This is a genomic window from Alteriqipengyuania halimionae, from assembly GCF_009827575.1.
GTDB classification, from domain to species: domain Bacteria; phylum Pseudomonadota; class Alphaproteobacteria; order Sphingomonadales; family Sphingomonadaceae; genus Alteriqipengyuania_A; species Alteriqipengyuania_A halimionae.
Map to the genome: position 1 here is coordinate 2,297,496 of NZ_WTYR01000001.1, position 14,942 is coordinate 2,312,437.

Genomic DNA, 14,942 nt, shown 5'->3' on the forward strand with positions numbered 1-14,942 from the left:
GTGCCGCTCGCATTTGTTTGAGCGGGCCTGCCTGACGGTCCGACCCACCATACCGTAGGAAACAAGGCCATGGCCAAGCCCGCAACCGTCAAGATCCGGCTCGTTTCGACCGCCGACACCGGCTTCTTCTACGTCACGAAGAAGAATCCGCGCAATCACACGGAAAAGTTCACCTTCCGCAAGTACGACCCGATTGCGAAGAAGCACGTCGAGTTCAAGGAAGCCAAGATCAAGTGATCGCGCGCGGCGTGCTTCCGGCTGAACAGTCGGGAACGCCGCAGTTCACTATCGGTTCAAGGCACGAACTTTAGTAAAGGTGCCATGATGAACCGCATTCTCCGCAAGCCCATGTTGGCCCTCGCGCTCGGCGCGGCAGCTCTGCCGCTCGCCGCGACCATTCCCCTGCCCACCGCCAGCGCTGCGGCGCAGGCAGGCGATCTCGACCAGGTCGTGAAGGCGCTCCGCGGCATCAAGACGATGACCGCCAATTTCACCCAGACCGATCGCAACGGCCAGGCGCTGTCGGGCAAGCTGACGCTGAAGCGTCCGGGCAAGATCCGTTTCCAGTACCAGAAGGGCGTGCCCCTGCTGATCGTTTCGGACGGCAAGGCGCTGACCTTCGTCGATTACGAAGTCGCGCAGGTGCAGAAATATCCGGTCGGCAATTCGCCGCTCGGCGCGCTGCTCGATCCCAATCGCGACGTGAAGCGCTTCGGCAAGCTGCTTTCGACCGGCAATGACAATGTCGTCAGCGTCGAAGTGCGCGATCCGAAGAGGCCCGAATACGGCGTGATCACGTTGATGTTCACGCGAGGATCGAATGCGCCGGGCGGGCTCGAACTGGCCGGCTGGGTCGCACAGGACGCGCAGAACGTGCGCACCACCGTGCGCCTGTCGAACCAGAAATACGGCATGAGCGTTTCGGACAATACCTTCCGCTATCGCGACCCGCGTTAAGGTTCGAAATCGCTTTGCCGCCATCGGGCTTCGGATGGTCTGCCAACCGTTCTCCCAGTGCGACAAACGACGACACAATCGTCAATTGCGTTCAGGTGGCGGCAAGCTCCCAAAGCTAGTTTGAGAGATAGACCGGTTGGACGGGATACGGGTTTCCCCCCTGTTGCCCTGTAACCCAGAATGTCGATCCGGTCCTGCGTCAAGAACGCACATGGAACCCTCGTCCCAATGCCCCCGGGACGGGGGTTTTTTGTAAGCGCGAAGGTTGTTCGCGACCGTCGCCGCACCTATCACATCCCCATGCTTTCTATCGCCACCTGGAATATCAACTCGGTCCGCCTGCGGATGCCGATCGTCGAACGCTTCATCAAGGAGCAGTCGCCCGACATCCTGTGCCTGCAGGAGATCAAGTGCCAGGAGCACCAGTTCCCGTTCGAGGCGTTCAGGGCGCTCGGTTACGAGCATTTCGCGATTCACGGACAGAAGGGCTATCACGGCGTCGCGACGGTCGGGAAAGTGCCGTTCCGCGATTTCTCGAAGCATGACTGGCAGGACAATGGCGAGGCCCGCCATATCGGCGTCGAGCTGACCGATCCGGCCCATCAGGGCGTGATCGTCGAGAACGTCTATGTTCCCGCGGGCGGCGACATTCCCGATCGCGAGCAGAATGTGAAATTCGGCCAGAAGCTCGACTTCTTCGAACGGATGACGCGCTGGGCAGACGCCATCGACCGGCCGACGCTGATCGTCGGCGATTTCAATGTCGCGCCGCTCGAATCGGACGTCTGGAGCCACAAGCAACTGCTCAAGGTCGTCAGCCACACACCGCTCGAGGTCGAGACGCTACAGCGCTTCATGGACGCGCACGGGTGGGACGATATCGGCCGTCAGCACATCCCCGATCCCGAACGCTATTTCAGCTGGTGGAGCTATCGCTCGAAGGACCGGAAGGCGAACGATCGCGGCCGACGTCTCGATCACATGTGGGCCTCGCCCGAACTGGCGAGACAGGCGACCGGCCACTCGGTCCACGAATATGCGCGCGACTGGGAAAAGCCGTCGGACCATGTCCCGCTGATCACGGAATTCGACCTCTGAGCGAGGACGGGCCTTCGCCGGCCCGGCGCGCGGCCCAGGCGGTCGACGCGCTGCGTCACGGTTGGCCGATCCGCCTGATCGGCGGGCCGACGCTGCTGCCGATCGAGACCGCGATCGCAGGCCAGTCCACGGCGCAGCACTTGCTGATCTCGCACGCGCGCGCGGCGACCCTCAAACTCGCCAACCAGCGCGAGGCAGCCGCCCCCGAAAGCCCGGTGCTGATCCACGGCGCGGAACGCTTCGACATCGACGATGCCCGCGCCGCAGCCGATCCTGCACTCGATCTCGCCTATCCGATGAAAGGCCCGTTCCGCGCCGACCCGCTCGATTGGCACGAAGGCGCGGTCGCCGCGCTCGAACTGGCGCGGATCGCCGGGATACTTCCCGCCTTCATGGTCGATCCGGAGGAGGGCGGGGAGGCGCAGCCGTTTGCACTCGAGGATCTTGCCGCATTGGCCGATCCGCACCGCCTCGCCATCGTCACCCGCGCGCGCCTCCCGGTCGAGGCGCTGAAGAATTGCGAGATTGTGGCCTTTCGCAGCGCCGACGACTTGCGCGAACATGTCGCGCTGATCGTCGGCGAGCGCTCCGCCGATCGCGTCCCGCTGGTGCGGCTGCATTCCGAATGCCTGACCGGCGACGTGCTCGGCAGCCTCAAATGCGATTGCGGCCCACAACTCGACGGTGCGCTTGCCCAGATGGCGGCGGAGACGGAGCAGGATGGCTGGGGCGTGCTGCTCTACCTGCGGCAGGAAGGCCGCGGCATCGGCCTCGTCAACAAGCTGCGGGCCTATCGCCTGCAGGATCAGGGACACGATACGGTCGACGCCAACCAGCGGCTCGGCCTGCCCGACGAAGCGCGCGATTTCGGCACCGCTGCGCGGATGCTCGATCTGCTGGGCGTGGGCGAGGTCCGGCTTCTGACCAACAATCCGCGCAAGGTCGACGCACTGACCGAGCGCGGCGTGACGGTAACCGAACGCGTCGCGCATCGGCGCGGTGAGAACCCCGAGAATGTCCGCTATCTCGCGACCAAGCGCGACCGGTCGGGGCATTTGCTGCCGTGAGCGCGGTGACGATCCGGCCCGAACGCGGTTCGGATCACAGCGAAATCCACGCGCTGACCGAAGCGGCGTTCCGCGATATGGAGCACAGCGACGGCAGCGAGCCGCGCATCGTCGACAACCTCCGCGCCGATGGCGACCTGACCCTCTCGCTGGTGGCCGAGGACGGGGAACGGATCGTCGGCCATCTTGCGCTGTCGCCGGTCACGATCTCCGACGGTTCGCGCGGTTGGTACGGGCTCGGCCCGGTCTCGGTGCTGCCCGAATGCCAGCGTCAAGGGATCGGCGGCAAGCTGATCACCCGCGCGATCGCCGACCTGCGCCTGCGCGAAGCGGGCGGCATCGTCCTGCTGGGCGCCCCGGCCTATTACGCGCGCTTCGGCTTCGAGCACGATCCCGCGCTTACCCATCCCGGCCCGCCGCCCGAATATTTCCAGCGCCTGGTGCTCGATGGATCCGCCCCGAGCGGGGTGGTCCGCTATGCGAAGGCGTTCGGCTAGCTCCTAGCGCTGGTCGAATTTCGCAATGCCGCGCGCGAGGTCGTTGTTGCGGATGGTCAGCGGCTCGCCGGTCCAGCTGGCGACGAAATAGGTGTCGCGCGCGAGGCCCGGCACGAAGCGGGCGGTGTTGTCCTCGATCACCAGCCCTTCGCTGGCGTTGCCGCCGCCCTCGGCCGCGATGGCGACGAAGGCCGACCAGTTTTCCTTGTCGCGCCCTTGCACGAACCAGTTGTTGGCGATGCGGCCCACGGCGCCGGCAGGCAGATCGACCATGTAATTGGTGGCCTGCCCCTTGGCATCGTCGAACGAGCTGTCCCGCAGGTCGATTTTCGCCGCGCGCGATTTGACGTAGTGACCGCCGCGCCCTTCCTCGAAGCGCGAGCGGGTGACGGTGAGGCTGCCGTAATCGCCGATATAGATCGAATGCGCGCAACCCGCCGCGTTCTCGCATGTGCCGAGGCGGGTGAAGGTCGACTTGTCGATCACGATGTCGCCATCGGTATCGTTGGCGGTGAGGATGCCCTGCTGGCTGTCGCGGAACCAGCTTTGCGAGACGAACAGATCGCCGGCCTCGAGCCGGATGCCCGCACCATTGCCATCGCCCACGCGCAGGTTCGAGAAGACGAGCCCCTCGACCCGCGAGGACTGGCCACGCAGCACCAGCGCCGCCTTGCCTTCGCACGAAATGCCCGAGAACCGCGCTTCGCCCGGCTGTTCGGCCTCGAACGTGACCGAGCCGCGTTGCTGGACGCCGCACACGCGGTGGACGCCGTTGGCGATCACGATCGTGCCCTTGGGCAACGCCTCGGCCTCGTAGATCGCCATTTGCAAATTGTCGTAAGATTTCCCGGTCTCGGCCACGGTGAACGGGCCGGAGGATTGGGCAGAGGCTCCGGCCGAGAGGGCGAGCGCGAAGACGGAAAGGGCGATGGCGGGCGAGAGGGCGACGTGTTTCATGCCGCGTATGCTACGCGCTCCCGTCCGCGCGGCGAAGCGCAAATTGCCACCCTGTCCCGTTCCGGACGCGATCCGCTCAATCCTCGCTCGGCGGCCGGCCGCGGCGCGGCCTCGCCGTATGGTCCACCTTCACCCCGCGCTTCGCCAGGGCCTCGCGCAGGAGCACTTCGATCTCGGCATTGACCGAGCGCAGATCGACCGCTGCGGCCCGCTCCAGCGCTTCGTGAAGCGCCGGGTCGAGCCGCAGGGCGAAGGCTTTCCTGGCTGGCTTTCTGGCCATGGTTTACTGGTAGAGCGTGCCCGCATTGACGACCGGCTGGGCCTCGCGCTCGCCGCACAGCACGACCATCAGGTTCGAGACCATGGTGGCGCGGCGTTCGTCGTCGAGCTCGACGATGTCGTCTTCGGACAATTTGGCGAGCGCCATTTCGACCATGCTGACTGCGCCCATTACCAGCTTGGCACGGGCGGCAATCACCGCTTCAGCCTGCTGGCGGCGCAGCATCGCGCTGGCGATTTCGGCGGCATAGGCAAGGTGGGTGAGGCCCGCTTCGTCGACCACGATGCCCGCCACGTGAAGACGCTCGTTCAGTTCGACGAGAAGCTCCTGGTTGACCACTTCGGCACTGCCACGCAGCGTCGTCTCTTCCTCTTCGAAATCGTCATAGGGATGGCGCGAACCGACGGTGCGCAGGCCGGCCTCGATCTGGATGTTCACGAATTCCTTGTAATCGTCGACATCGAAGGTGGCCTGCGCGGTATCGGCGACGCGCCACACCACGTTGCAGGCGATCTCGATCGGGTTGCCGCGCAGGTCGTTGATCTTCACCCGGTCCGAATGGATGTTGTTGGCGCGGGCGGAGATCTTCTTCTTGATCATCCAGGGCCACACCCAGCGCAGGCCCTCGGTCCGCTCGGTCCCGCGATACTCGCCGAACAGCGTGATCACCGCCGCCTGGTTGGGCTGGATCATGAAGAAGCCGACCAGGATGAACAGCGGCACGATCGCCAGCCCCGCCAGCGAGGCGATGAAGGTCAGCTTCTCGGCCTTGCTCATCCCGTCCTCGGGCAGGTTCGCGAAGAAACCCCAGGCCGTCAGCGCGGTGACGACCGCCAGCAGGCCCAGCATCACATATCCGTTGTAACTCACCGCGTCGCGTTCGACGCTCTTGTTCATTGCTCGACTCATGTCAGGGCCCTTCCAATATAATTATGATATCATATTTATATCAAACCGGGCTGCGCGTCAATGTGCCTTGATGACGGCAAGGAACGCATCGCCATAGGCTTCGAGCTTTTTCGCGCCGACCCCGCTGATCTCGCCCATTTCGGCGCGACTGGCGGGGCGGCGGGCAGCGAATTCGCGCAAGGTCGCATCGTGGAACACGACATAGGGCGGGACCTGCGCCTCCTCGGCCAGCTCGCGGCGCAGGTCGCGCAGCGCATCGAACAGCGGATCGCCGACCGGGTTGGGCGAGCTGTCGCGCCCCGACCGTCCCCGCCGCCCCTGCTTCTTCGGCGGGACGACGAGGTGCAATTCGCTCTCACCTTTCAGATAGCCGCGCGCCTCGCTGCCGAACATCATGCCGCCGTGCTCGGTCGGCAGCAGCGCCCCACGCACCATCAGCGCGCGTCGGACGGGCTTCAGCAATTGCGCTTCCTCACCCTCGACGATCCCGAACACCGAAAGCGTATCGTGCCCGTTCTTTTCCGCGCGATCGGACCGCTGGCCGGTGAGGATGCCCTCGACATAGCCCGCGCCATAGGTCTGCCGCGTGCGCGCGACGGCGGAGAGATATTTCTGCGCCACCACCGTCGCATCGACCGATTTGGGCGGATCGCAGCAATTGTCGCAATTGCCGCAAGTTTCGGGCGGATCCTCCCCGAAATGCCTGAGCAGCACCGCGCGGCGACACCCCGCGGTCTCGACCAGCGCGCCCAGCGCATCGAGCCGGGTGCGCTCGCCCGCCTGGCGCTGCGGCTCGACTTCGGCCACCCGCATCCGCGCCCGCGCGAAATCGTCCGCGCCCCAGAACAGATGCGCCTGCGCCGGATCGCCATCGCGGCCCGCGCGCCCGGTTTCCTGGTAATAGGCCTCGATCGATTTGGGCAGACCGGCATGCGCGACGAAGCGCACATCGGGCTTGTCGATCCCCATGCCGAACGCGACCGTGGCGACCATCACCATGTTTTCCGACGCCACGAACGCCGCCTGGTTTGCCGCGCGCACTTCGGGCGGGAGGCCGGCGTGGTAGGCGCGCACTTCGCGGCCCGGCGTGGCGAGGCTCTCGGACAGCCGTTCGGTCGCGGCGCGAGTCGGCGCGTAGACGATGCCTGGGCCGGGCTCGCTCGCCAGCAGCGCCTGCAATTGCCGGGTAAGCGAATCGCGCGGGCCGATCGCATAGCGGATATTGGGCCGGTCGAACCCGGCAACCACCATCCCCTCTTCGGGAATGCCGAGCTGGTTCAGGATGTCGGCCCGCGTATGCGCATCCGCCGTCGCCGTCAGCGCAAGGCGCGGGACATCGGGAAAGGCAGCCATCATCGGGCGGAGCTGGCGGTAATCGGGCCGGAAATCGTGGCCCCATTCGGACACGCAATGCGCCTCGTCGATCGCGAACAGCGCGATGGGGGCGCTGTTCAGCAGGTCGCGAAAACCCTGCTGGCTGGCACGTTCGGGCGCGACGTAGAGGAGGTCGAGCTGGCCAGCGCGGAAGGCATCGAGCGTCTCGCGCCAATCGGCGTCGGCGCTGGTCAGCGTGGCGGCGCGGATGCCGTTGGCGCGCGCGGCGCGCAGCTGGTCGTGCATCAGCGCGATCAGCGGCGATACGACCACGCAGGTCCCTTCGAGCATGATCGCGGGCAGCTGGTAACACAGCGACTTGCCCGCACCTGTCGGCATGACGGCCAGCGTCGAGCGGCGATCGAGCACCCGCGCTACGACTTCCTCCTGCCGCCCGCGGAAGTCCGCAAAGCCGAAAGTCGATTTGAGAGTTTCGCGCGCCCGGTCGATCATGGGAGGGCTGTGGCAGAGGTCAGGTAGCGATGGAACAGCGCCGGGTCGCAATCCTCACAATTCGTCAGCGCGGGCGGGACAGCTTGAGATACACGCTGTCGCACCACTCGTCGCCGATGCGGTAGGTGCGGCTCTCGCGGCCGGTCTCGACGAAGCCGAGCTTCCCGAGGACGTTGAGCGAAGCCGCATTGCGCGGATCGACATCGGCCTCGACCGCGTCGATCCGGTGCACCTCGAACCCGCGAGCCAGCACGGCGGCGAGCGCTTCGCGCGCGAAGCCTTTGCCCCACGCCTCGGGATGCAGGATGAAGCCGATCTCGGGGAAGCGGAAAAACCCGGCCTTGCCGATCATTCGCCCCTCATACTCGATCACGAAATCCTCGCCTTCGCCGTCGGGAATTTCCAGCATCGAGGCCAGCCAAGCTTGTGTCTGGTCCACGCTCGCGTGCGGCGGGGTCGACCAATAGGAGGTCGCGCGAGGATCGGAGAGGATGGCGTGGAAACCGTCGAGGTCATTCTTGCTTGCCGGGCGCAAAGTCAGGCGTTCGGTCGTGAGGATCGCCATCGCGTCAATCCAGATTGGGACGCAACCAGCGCTCGGCCTGCTCGACGCTCACATCGCGCCGCGCGGCATAGTCTTCGAGCTGGTCGCGACCAATCCGCGCGACGCCGAAATATTCGGCTTCGGGATGACCGAAATAGAACCCGCTCACCGCCGAAGTCGGCAACATGGCGAAATTCTCGGTCAGCGTGATTCCTACCGCCTCCTCGGCATCGAGCAGGTCGAACAGGATCGGCTTCAACGAATGGTCGGGGCAGGCGGGATAGCCCGGCGCGGGGCGGATGCCCTGGTATTCTTCCTTGATCAGCGCCGCGTTCGAAAGGTCCTCGCTCTCGGCATAGCCCCACAGATCGGTGCGGACATGGCGGTGCAGCGCTTCCGCAAAGGCTTCGGCCAGCCGGTCGGAGAGCGATTTGAGCAGGATGTCCGAATAATCGTCCTTGGCTGCGAGGAAGGCTTTCGAATGCGGCTCAATCCCGTGAATGCCCACCGCGAACCCGCCGATCCAGTCGCCCGAAGGATCGATGAAATCGGCCAGGCACATATTCGCCCGATCGCGCGATTTGCGCACTTGCTGGCGCAGGAACGGCAGCACGGTGTGGGTCTCGCCTTCGGCCTCGTGGAGCGTGACGTCGTCGCCATCACGCGCGCAGGGCCAGAAGCCGGCCACGCCTTTCGCCGTCAGCCATTTCTCCGAGACGATCCGCTCGAGCATGGCATCGGCATCGCGTTTCAGGTCGCGCGCGGTGTCGCCCACGACCTCGTCCGTCAGGATGGCGGGATAATTGCCGTGCAATTCCCAGGCGCGGAAGAACGGCGTCCAGTCGATATATTCGCGCAGGTCCGCCAGGTCCCAATCCTCGAACACGTGGCGGCCGGGCTTGAGCGGCGGGGCGGGCTTGTCGCTGTAGAACGGGTCGTAATGGTTCGCCCGCGCTTCATCGAGGCTCAGCAGCACGCTTTGCGACTTGCCCGCGCGCGCGTCGCGGACCTTGCGATATTCGCCTGCGGTATCGTCGACGAAGGCGGTCTTCTGCGTGTCCGACAACAGGCGGCTCGCCACGCCGACCGCGCGGCTCGCATCGAGCACGTGGATCACCGGGCCTTCATAGGCCGGGTCGATCTTCAATGCGGTGTGGACCTTGCTGGTGGTCGCGCCGCCGATCAGCAGCGGCAATTGCATCGCCGCGCCCTGCATTTCCTCAGCCACGGTCACCATCTCGTCGAGCGATGGGGTGATGAGCCCCGACAGGCCGATGATATCGGCCTTGGTCTCGCGCGCGGTTTCTAGGATTTTGGACCACGGCACCATGACGCCCAGATCGACCACGTCGTAGCCGTTGCACTGGAGGACGACGCCGACGATGTTCTTGCCGATGTCGTGGACGTCGCCCTTCACCGTGGCCATCACGATCTTGCCCTTGGCCTTCTGCTCGGCGGCGGGAAGCTTGTCCTTCTCCGCCTCGATGAAGGGAATCAGGTGGGCAACCGCCTTCTTCATGACGCGGGCGGACTTGACCACTTGCGGCAGGAACATCTTGCCCGAACCGAACAGGTCGCCGACGACGTTCATCCCGTCCATCAGCGGGCCTTCGATCACCTCGATCGGGCGGCCGCCGGCGGCCTCCACTTCGGCGCGCGCTTCTTCGGTATCGTCGACGACATGCGCGTCGATGCCCTTGACCAGCGCATGTTCGAGCCGCTTGCGCACTTCCCAGCCGCGCCATTCCTCGGCCGCTTTTTCCTCGGCTGCCGATTTGCCCTTGTAGCTTTCGGCGAGGTCGATCAGCCGCTCGGTCGCATCGCGGCGACGTGCGAGGATCACGTCCTCGCACGCTTCGCGCAGCACCGGGTCGATCGTGTCGTAGATGTCGAGCTGACCGGCGTTCACGATCGCCATGTCGAGTCCGGCGGGGATCGCGTGATAGAGGAACACCGAGTGCATCGCGCGGCGCACGGTCTCGTTGCCGCGGAAGCTGAAGGAGAGGTTGGACAGCCCACCGCTGGTCTTGGCATGCGGGCAGGCGGCCTTGATCTCTTTCACCGCCTCGAGGAAATCGAGTCCGTATCGGTCATGCTCCTCGATCCCGGTCGCGACCGCGAAAATGTTGGGGTCGAAAATGATGTCTTCGGGCGGAAAACCGATCCCGGTCAGCAGCTTGTAGGCGCGGGCGCAGATTTCGACCTTGCGCGCCTTGGTGTCGGCCTGGCCGGTCTCGTCGAATGCCATGACGACGGCTGCGGCGCCGTAGAGCATGCATTTCTTCGCATGGGCGAGGAACTCGGCCTCGCCTTCCTTCATCGAGATCGAATTGACGATCGGCTTGCCCGAGACGCATTTGAGCCCGGCTTCGATCACGTCCCACTTCGAACTGTCGATCATCACCGGGACGCGCGCGATATCGGGCTCGGCGGCGATCAGCTTGAGAAAGGTCGTCATCGCCTTTTCGGCGTCGAGCAGGCCTTCGTCCATGTTGACATCGATCACCTGCGCGCCGTTTTCGACCTGCTGGCGCGCGACTTCGACCGCGGCGTCGTAATCGTCGGCCATGATCAGCTTCTTGAAGCGCGCCGATCCGGTGACGTTGGTGCGTTCGCCGATATTGACGAAGCGGGCGGTGGTGAGGTCGTTCATGGGTCGGTCCGATCCAGCGCGCGGGCGAGAACGACATCGTCGTAGAGCGTGCCGCCGACATCGAAGCGGCGCGTCCCGATCTGGCGAAATCCCTGTTTGGTGTAGAAACCTATGGCGCGGTGATTGTCGTCTTTCACCCCCAGCAGCAGGCGTGCATGTCCCGCGGCTCCCGCCAGAGCGGCGTCGAACAGGTGAGCGGCGATCCCGCTGCCGTGGAAGCGCGAAAGGAGGTAGATTTTCTTCAGCTCGATATCGCCTTCCAGCGCTTCGTCGAGTTCGGGCGCGGTGAGCAGGGCATAGCCGATCGGCGCTTCATCGAGCTCGGCGAGCCAGGCCCTGGCCCCGCCGTCGAGCAATTGGCCGAGGTAACCGGGCGCGTGGCGCTTCTTGCAATGGGCGACGAGCGCGTCGCCCGAGATCATCCCGGCAAACGTCTCGAGAAAGGTCGCGTCGGACACCAGCGAAAGCCGTCCGGCATCCGTGGCCGAGGCTTCGCGCACCACGACGCGTTGGGACAGGGCTTCGCTCACGAAGCGATCTCGTAGGCTTCGAGACCGGCGAGGCGCATCACGGGTTCGGCCTCGGGAATGTCGCGCGGCTCGTGATCGGCCACCGCGCGCGCCATCGCCGCGATGTGCTCGGGCGTCGAGCCGCAACACCCGCCGAGGATGTTGACCCGGCGATGCTCGGCCCAGGGCGTGATCAGCCGCGCGGTGGTCTCGGGCTCTTCGTCATATTCGCCCAATTCGTTGGGCAGGCCGGCATTGGGATAGGCGAGCAGCAGCGCATCGGCGATGCCGGACAGCAATTGCACATGCGGGCGGAGCTGGTCTGCGCCGAAGCTGCAGTTCAATCCGATCGCGACCGGATCGGCATGGCGCACCGCGTTCCAGAACGCCTCGACCGTGTGGCCCGACAGGTTGCGGCCCGAAAGATCGGTCAGCGTCATCGAGATCATCAGCGGGATGTCTCGCCCCGTCTCGTCGGCCAGTTCGCGCACCGCCATGATCGCGGATTTGCAATTGAGCGTGTCGAACACGGTTTCGATCAGGATCACGTCGGCGCCGCCCTCGATCAGCGCCGCGGCCTGTTCGCGATAGACCTGCTTGATCTGGTCGAAGGTGACTTCGCGGAAGCCCGGGTCCTCCACATCGGGAGAGAGCGAGAGGGTCTTGTTGGTCGGCCCCATCGCGCCAGCGACGAAACGCGGGATGCCGTCCTTCGCCGTAGCCTCGTCCGCCGCATCGCGGATGATCCGGGCAGCCGCGACGTTGATATCGTGCACCAGGTGTTCGGCGCCGTAATCGGCCTGGCTGATGCGGTTTGCGTTGAACGTGTTGGTCGCCAGAACATGCGCGCCGGCGTCGATATAGCTGTCGCAGATCGTGCGGATCAGCGCGGGCTGGGTCAGGTTGACGAGATCGTTATTGCCCTTCTGGTCGAGCTCCAGGTCGAAATCGCCGCGATAGCCCTCCTCGCCCAGCTTGGCGCGCTGGATCGCGGTGCCGTAGGGGCCGTCCTTGATCAGGATCCGTTCGCGCGCGGCAGCGAGGATTTCGGCGCGTTTATCCATGGTCGGCATCCTTCGGGCGCATGCCCAGCATGTGGCAGATCGCGTAGCTCAGCTCGGCCCGGTTCAAGGTGTAGAAGTGGAATTGCCGCGCCCCGCCGGCGTAGAGACGGCGGCACAATTCGGCGGCGATCGTGGCAGAGACCAGCTGGCGCGCTTCGGGGCGATCGTCGAGGCCTTCGAACAACCCTTCCATCCAGTCCGGAATGGCCGTGCCGCACAGGCCCGACATGCGCTCGACCGCGGCGAAGCTCATCACCGGCATGATCCCGGGCACGATTTCGTCCTCGATTCCCGCCGCCGCGGCGCGGTCGCGGAATTCGAAGAAGCATTGCGGATCGAAGAAGAACTGGGTGATCGCGCGGGTCGCCCCGGCATCGAACTTCGCCTTGAGATTGGCGAGATCGGCATCGCGATCGGCGCTGTCGGGGTGGATTTCGGGATAGGCGGCGACCGAAATCTCGAAATCGCCGACCTGTTTCAACCCCCCGATCAGCTCGACCGCGTTGGCATAGCCGCCCGGATGCGGGGTGTACGTCGTGCTGCCGTCGGACGGATCGCCGCGCAGCGCAACGATGTGGCGGATCCCGCTTTCCCAATAATGGCGCGCGACCGCATCGACTTCCTCGCGGGTCGCATCGACGCAGGTCAGGTGCGCGGCGGCGGGAATGCCCGCCTCGTTCTGGATCCGCACCACCTGATCGTGCGTGCGCTCGCGGGTCGAACCGCCTGCGCCATAGGTCACGCTCGCAAAACGGGGCTTCAACGGCTTCAGCGTTCCGACGCTGTGCCACAGCGTCTCGGCCATCTTGTCGGTCTTGGGCGGAAAGAACTCGAACGAGACATCGATATCGCCGGCGAGGCCGGAGAAGAGCGGCGCATCGAGCGCGGTGCGCGCATCGTCCATCTGTTTCAGCGAAATCATGCGTGTGCGTCCTCGGGCTGGCGCGCGCGTTCGGCACTGCGGCGGGCGGTCCAGATTTTCACGGTGAGCGGCGTGCCCGCAATCGCGCGGGTGTCGAGCAGGGCGAAGCCGGCGTCGCCCACCGCATCGAACATCTGGTCGTCGGAAAAGCCGAGCCGCGCATGCTGGTGCTGGCGGCGCAATTCCTCGCGTTCATGCGCGGCGAAATCGACGATCGCAATGGTCGCGCCGGGACGCGCCACCCGCGCCGCCTCGGCCAGCGCGACTTGCGGATCCTGCGCATAATGCAGCACCTGGTGGAACAGGACGGTATCGACCGACGCGTCGGCCAGCGGGAGCGCGCCGAAATCGCCCTGCACCAGCTCCAGCCGGTCAGCCGCGATATCCTGCAAGCGCACGCGGGCGAGGCGCAGCATTTCGGGGCTCTTGTCGAGCGCGATCACGCGTATGGCGCGAGGAGCGAAGATTTCCGCCATCCGCCCGGTCCCGGTGCCGATATCGAGCAGCGTGCCAAGGGGTTCGTCACCCAGAGCTTGCGACAGCGCCGCCTCGACCGGAGCGTCGGGCGCATGGAGCACGCGCAACTCGTCCCATTCGGCAGCGTGCGCGGCGAAGTACTCGGCCGCACGATCTTCGCGCGCGGCCCGAATCGCGGCCAGATGGCGGCGATCTTCGGCACAGCGCGCGGCAAAGCCCTCGTCCGCTTCCTCGGCGCGTGCCAGCAAATGGGCCACCGCGCCGCCGAGGCCGGGGCCGTTCCCCCCGGCCAATTGGCGCAGGAACACCCAGCTGCCTTCCTTGCGCCGTTCCGCGAGATTCGCATCGCACAGGATCTTGGCATGGCGCGAAACGCGCGGCTGGCTTTGACCCAGCACCTGCGCCAGTTCGCCGATCGCCAGCTCCATCGTGGCGAGCAGCCGCATGATCCGCAGCCGTGTGGGATCCGAAAGCGCGCGCAAGGTGGGTTCGATCCGCATTGTTCCATATCATATAAAGAAAGCTTTATATGATACAAGCGACTTTGCCGCGGCGCGATGCGCGCCTATGTTCGCTGGCGAGACACACCCATCCCGTTGGAGGATACGATGAAAAAACTGATCGCCGCCGCTTCCGCTGCCACTTTCGCCCTGTCGCTTGCCGCCTGCGGCAGCGATTCGGCCACCGATGACGAGGTCGTGGGCGACACGGTCGAGGAACCGGCAGATGAAGCCCTCTCGGATATTCCCGAAGAGACCCCGGTCGCAGTCGAACCCGCGCCCGCTGCCACCGAAGTTCCCGAGAGCCGTCGCCAGTCGCTCGAGGAATCGGGCGATCGCGCCGAAGCGGCCGCCGACGATATCGAAGCTGCCCTCGAGGCCGAATTCGGCCAGGCCGAAGACGCCCGCGATGCCGAGGCGCAATAAGCTCACCGTGCTATTCGGGCTTGTCGCCGCGCTGCCGCTGGCCGCTTGCGACAAGCCCGACAATGCCCCCGGACCCGGCGGCGTCTCGATGCGCGAAGCCCGCGCGCTCGATCGTGCCGCCGAAATCATCGAGGAACGCCAGGTCCAGGTGCCGCCGCCCGAGAGCGGCGATGCGACGGCCGGCGCATCCGACGCCGACAACGCACCCCAACCATCGGGGGGGCCATCGCAGACCGATTGACCTTGCTCCCTGTC

At 65.5% G+C, this 14,942-nt stretch carries 17 protein-coding genes; 7 read left to right on the plus strand and 10 right to left on the minus strand.

The genetic code is table 11. The features are described 5' to 3' along the window. Window positions 1-69: 69 nt before the first annotated feature. The 5 genes from rpmG (at window position 70) to GRI68_RS11010 (ending at window position 3,619) form a co-directional block, all read left to right on the plus strand. Window positions 70-237, plus strand: coding sequence for a 50S ribosomal protein L33 (gene rpmG, locus GRI68_RS10990; RefSeq protein WP_160617284.1), 168 nt, complete (start codon window positions 70-72; stop codon window positions 235-237). A gap of 87 nt (window positions 238-324) precedes the next feature. Then, window positions 325-957 carry a LolA family protein gene (locus tag GRI68_RS10995; RefSeq protein WP_234028784.1) on the plus strand — a complete coding sequence of 211 codons (633 nt, stop codon included), beginning with the start codon at window positions 325-327 and terminating at the stop codon, window positions 955-957. A gap of 300 nt (window positions 958-1,257) precedes the next feature. After that, window positions 1,258-2,055: an exodeoxyribonuclease III gene (gene xth, locus GRI68_RS11000; protein WP_160617285.1), complete on the plus strand. Its 798-nt coding sequence runs from the start codon at window positions 1,258-1,260 to the stop codon at window positions 2,053-2,055. Continuing rightward, on the plus strand, window positions 2,052-3,122 hold the full coding sequence (gene ribA, locus GRI68_RS11005; RefSeq protein WP_234028911.1) for a GTP cyclohydrolase II: 1,071 nt from the start codon (window positions 2,052-2,054) through the stop codon (window positions 3,120-3,122). The genes xth and ribA overlap by 4 nt, the downstream gene beginning before the upstream one ends. Beyond that, window positions 3,119-3,619: a GNAT family N-acetyltransferase gene (locus tag GRI68_RS11010; protein WP_160617286.1), complete on the plus strand. Its 501-nt coding sequence runs from the start codon at window positions 3,119-3,121 to the stop codon at window positions 3,617-3,619. The genes ribA and GRI68_RS11010 overlap by 4 nt, the downstream gene beginning before the upstream one ends. 3 nt (window positions 3,620-3,622) lie before the next feature. On the opposite strand, the gene GRI68_RS11015 is transcribed toward GRI68_RS11010, so the two are convergent. The 10 genes from GRI68_RS11015 to GRI68_RS11060 all read right to left on the minus strand — a co-directional run bounded on the left by GRI68_RS11015 (window position 3,623) and on the right by GRI68_RS11060 (window position 14,261). Next, a complete protein-coding gene (locus GRI68_RS11015; protein ID WP_160617287.1) occupies window positions 3,623-4,576 on the minus strand; it encodes a right-handed parallel beta-helix repeat-containing protein in 954 nt (317 codons plus the stop codon). Between the two features lie 76 nt (window positions 4,577-4,652). After that, window positions 4,653-4,856, minus strand: a complete 204-nt coding sequence (locus tag GRI68_RS11020; protein WP_160617288.1) for a toxin-antitoxin system HicB family antitoxin — start codon at window positions 4,854-4,856, stop codon at window positions 4,653-4,655. 3 nt (window positions 4,857-4,859) lie between these two features. Next, window positions 4,860-5,753 (minus strand): SPFH domain-containing protein, encoded by an 894-nt coding sequence (locus GRI68_RS11025; RefSeq protein ID WP_199799751.1) that lies wholly within the window; start codon window positions 5,751-5,753, stop codon window positions 4,860-4,862. 69 nt (window positions 5,754-5,822) lie between these two features. Continuing rightward, complete coding sequence (gene recQ, locus GRI68_RS11030; protein WP_160617290.1) at window positions 5,823-7,592, minus strand: DNA helicase RecQ; 1,770 nt, start codon at window positions 7,590-7,592, stop codon at window positions 5,823-5,825. Window positions 7,593-7,656: 64 nt separating this feature from the next. After that, on the minus strand, window positions 7,657-8,157 hold the full coding sequence (locus GRI68_RS11035) for a GNAT family N-acetyltransferase (protein ID WP_160617291.1): 501 nt from the start codon (window positions 8,155-8,157) through the stop codon (window positions 7,657-7,659). Window positions 8,158-8,161: 4 nt separating this feature from the next. Then, a complete protein-coding gene (gene metH, locus GRI68_RS11040) occupies window positions 8,162-10,789 on the minus strand; it encodes a methionine synthase (RefSeq protein WP_160617292.1) in 2,628 nt (875 codons plus the stop codon). Next, window positions 10,786-11,319 carry a GNAT family N-acetyltransferase gene (locus GRI68_RS11045; protein ID WP_160617293.1) on the minus strand — a complete coding sequence of 178 codons (534 nt, stop codon included), beginning with the start codon at window positions 11,317-11,319 and terminating at the stop codon, window positions 10,786-10,788. The genes metH and GRI68_RS11045 overlap by 4 nt, the downstream gene beginning before the upstream one ends. Further along, complete coding sequence (locus tag GRI68_RS11050) at window positions 11,316-12,362, minus strand: homocysteine S-methyltransferase family protein (protein ID WP_160617294.1); 1,047 nt, start codon at window positions 12,360-12,362, stop codon at window positions 11,316-11,318. Before GRI68_RS11050 ends, GRI68_RS11045 begins: the two co-directional genes overlap by 4 nt. Then, entirely contained in the window at window positions 12,355-13,284 is a 930-nt protein-coding gene (metF, locus tag GRI68_RS11055; protein ID WP_160617295.1) for a methylenetetrahydrofolate reductase [NAD(P)H], read from the minus strand. The genes GRI68_RS11050 and metF overlap by 8 nt, the downstream gene beginning before the upstream one ends. Then, window positions 13,281-14,261, minus strand: coding sequence for an ArsR/SmtB family transcription factor (locus tag GRI68_RS11060; protein WP_160617296.1), 981 nt, complete (start codon window positions 14,259-14,261; stop codon window positions 13,281-13,283). Before GRI68_RS11060 ends, metF begins: the two co-directional genes overlap by 4 nt. Window positions 14,262-14,369: 108 nt before the next feature. Between GRI68_RS11060 and GRI68_RS11065 the strand changes: the two genes are divergently transcribed. Both GRI68_RS11065 and GRI68_RS11070 read left to right on the plus strand, forming a co-directional pair. Beyond that, window positions 14,370-14,687 carry a hypothetical protein gene (locus GRI68_RS11065; RefSeq protein WP_160617297.1) on the plus strand — a complete coding sequence of 106 codons (318 nt, stop codon included), beginning with the start codon at window positions 14,370-14,372 and terminating at the stop codon, window positions 14,685-14,687. After that, on the plus strand, window positions 14,671-14,928 hold the full coding sequence (locus GRI68_RS11070) for a hypothetical protein (protein ID WP_160617298.1): 258 nt from the start codon (window positions 14,671-14,673) through the stop codon (window positions 14,926-14,928). Before GRI68_RS11065 ends, GRI68_RS11070 begins: the two co-directional genes overlap by 17 nt. The last annotated feature ends 14 nt before the right edge of the window (window positions 14,929-14,942 follow it).

Coding starts and splice junctions, on each gene's coding strand:
- metH (WP_160617292.1), bottom strand. CDS start 10,789: ATGAACGACCTCACCACCGCCCGCTTCGTCAATATCGGCGAACGCACC.
- GRI68_RS10995 (WP_234028784.1), top strand. CDS start 325: ATGAACCGCATTCTCCGCAAGCCCATGTTGGCCCTCGCGCTCGGCGCG.
- GRI68_RS11070 (WP_160617298.1), top strand. CDS start 14,671: ATGCCGAGGCGCAATAAGCTCACCGTGCTATTCGGGCTTGTCGCCGCG.
- rpmG (WP_160617284.1), top strand. CDS start 70: ATGGCCAAGCCCGCAACCGTCAAGATCCGGCTCGTTTCGACCGCCGAC.
- GRI68_RS11060 (WP_160617296.1), bottom strand. CDS start 14,261: ATGCGGATCGAACCCACCTTGCGCGCGCTTTCGGATCCCACACGGCTG.
- recQ (WP_160617290.1), bottom strand. CDS start 7,592: ATGATCGACCGGGCGCGCGAAACTCTCAAATCGACTTTCGGCTTTGCG.
- GRI68_RS11050 (WP_160617294.1), bottom strand. CDS start 12,362: ATGGATAAACGCGCCGAAATCCTCGCTGCCGCGCGCGAACGGATCCTG.
- GRI68_RS11065 (WP_160617297.1), top strand. CDS start 14,370: ATGAAAAAACTGATCGCCGCCGCTTCCGCTGCCACTTTCGCCCTGTCG.
- metF (WP_160617295.1), bottom strand. CDS start 13,284: ATGATTTCGCTGAAACAGATGGACGATGCGCGCACCGCGCTCGATGCG.
- GRI68_RS11020 (WP_160617288.1), bottom strand. CDS start 4,856: ATGGCCAGAAAGCCAGCCAGGAAAGCCTTCGCCCTGCGGCTCGACCCG.
- GRI68_RS11015 (WP_160617287.1), bottom strand. CDS start 4,576: ATGAAACACGTCGCCCTCTCGCCCGCCATCGCCCTTTCCGTCTTCGCG.
- GRI68_RS11025 (WP_199799751.1), bottom strand. CDS start 5,753: ATGAACAAGAGCGTCGAACGCGACGCGGTGAGTTACAACGGATATGTG.
- xth (WP_160617285.1), top strand. CDS start 1,258: ATGCTTTCTATCGCCACCTGGAATATCAACTCGGTCCGCCTGCGGATG.
- GRI68_RS11035 (WP_160617291.1), bottom strand. CDS start 8,157: ATGGCGATCCTCACGACCGAACGCCTGACTTTGCGCCCGGCAAGCAAG.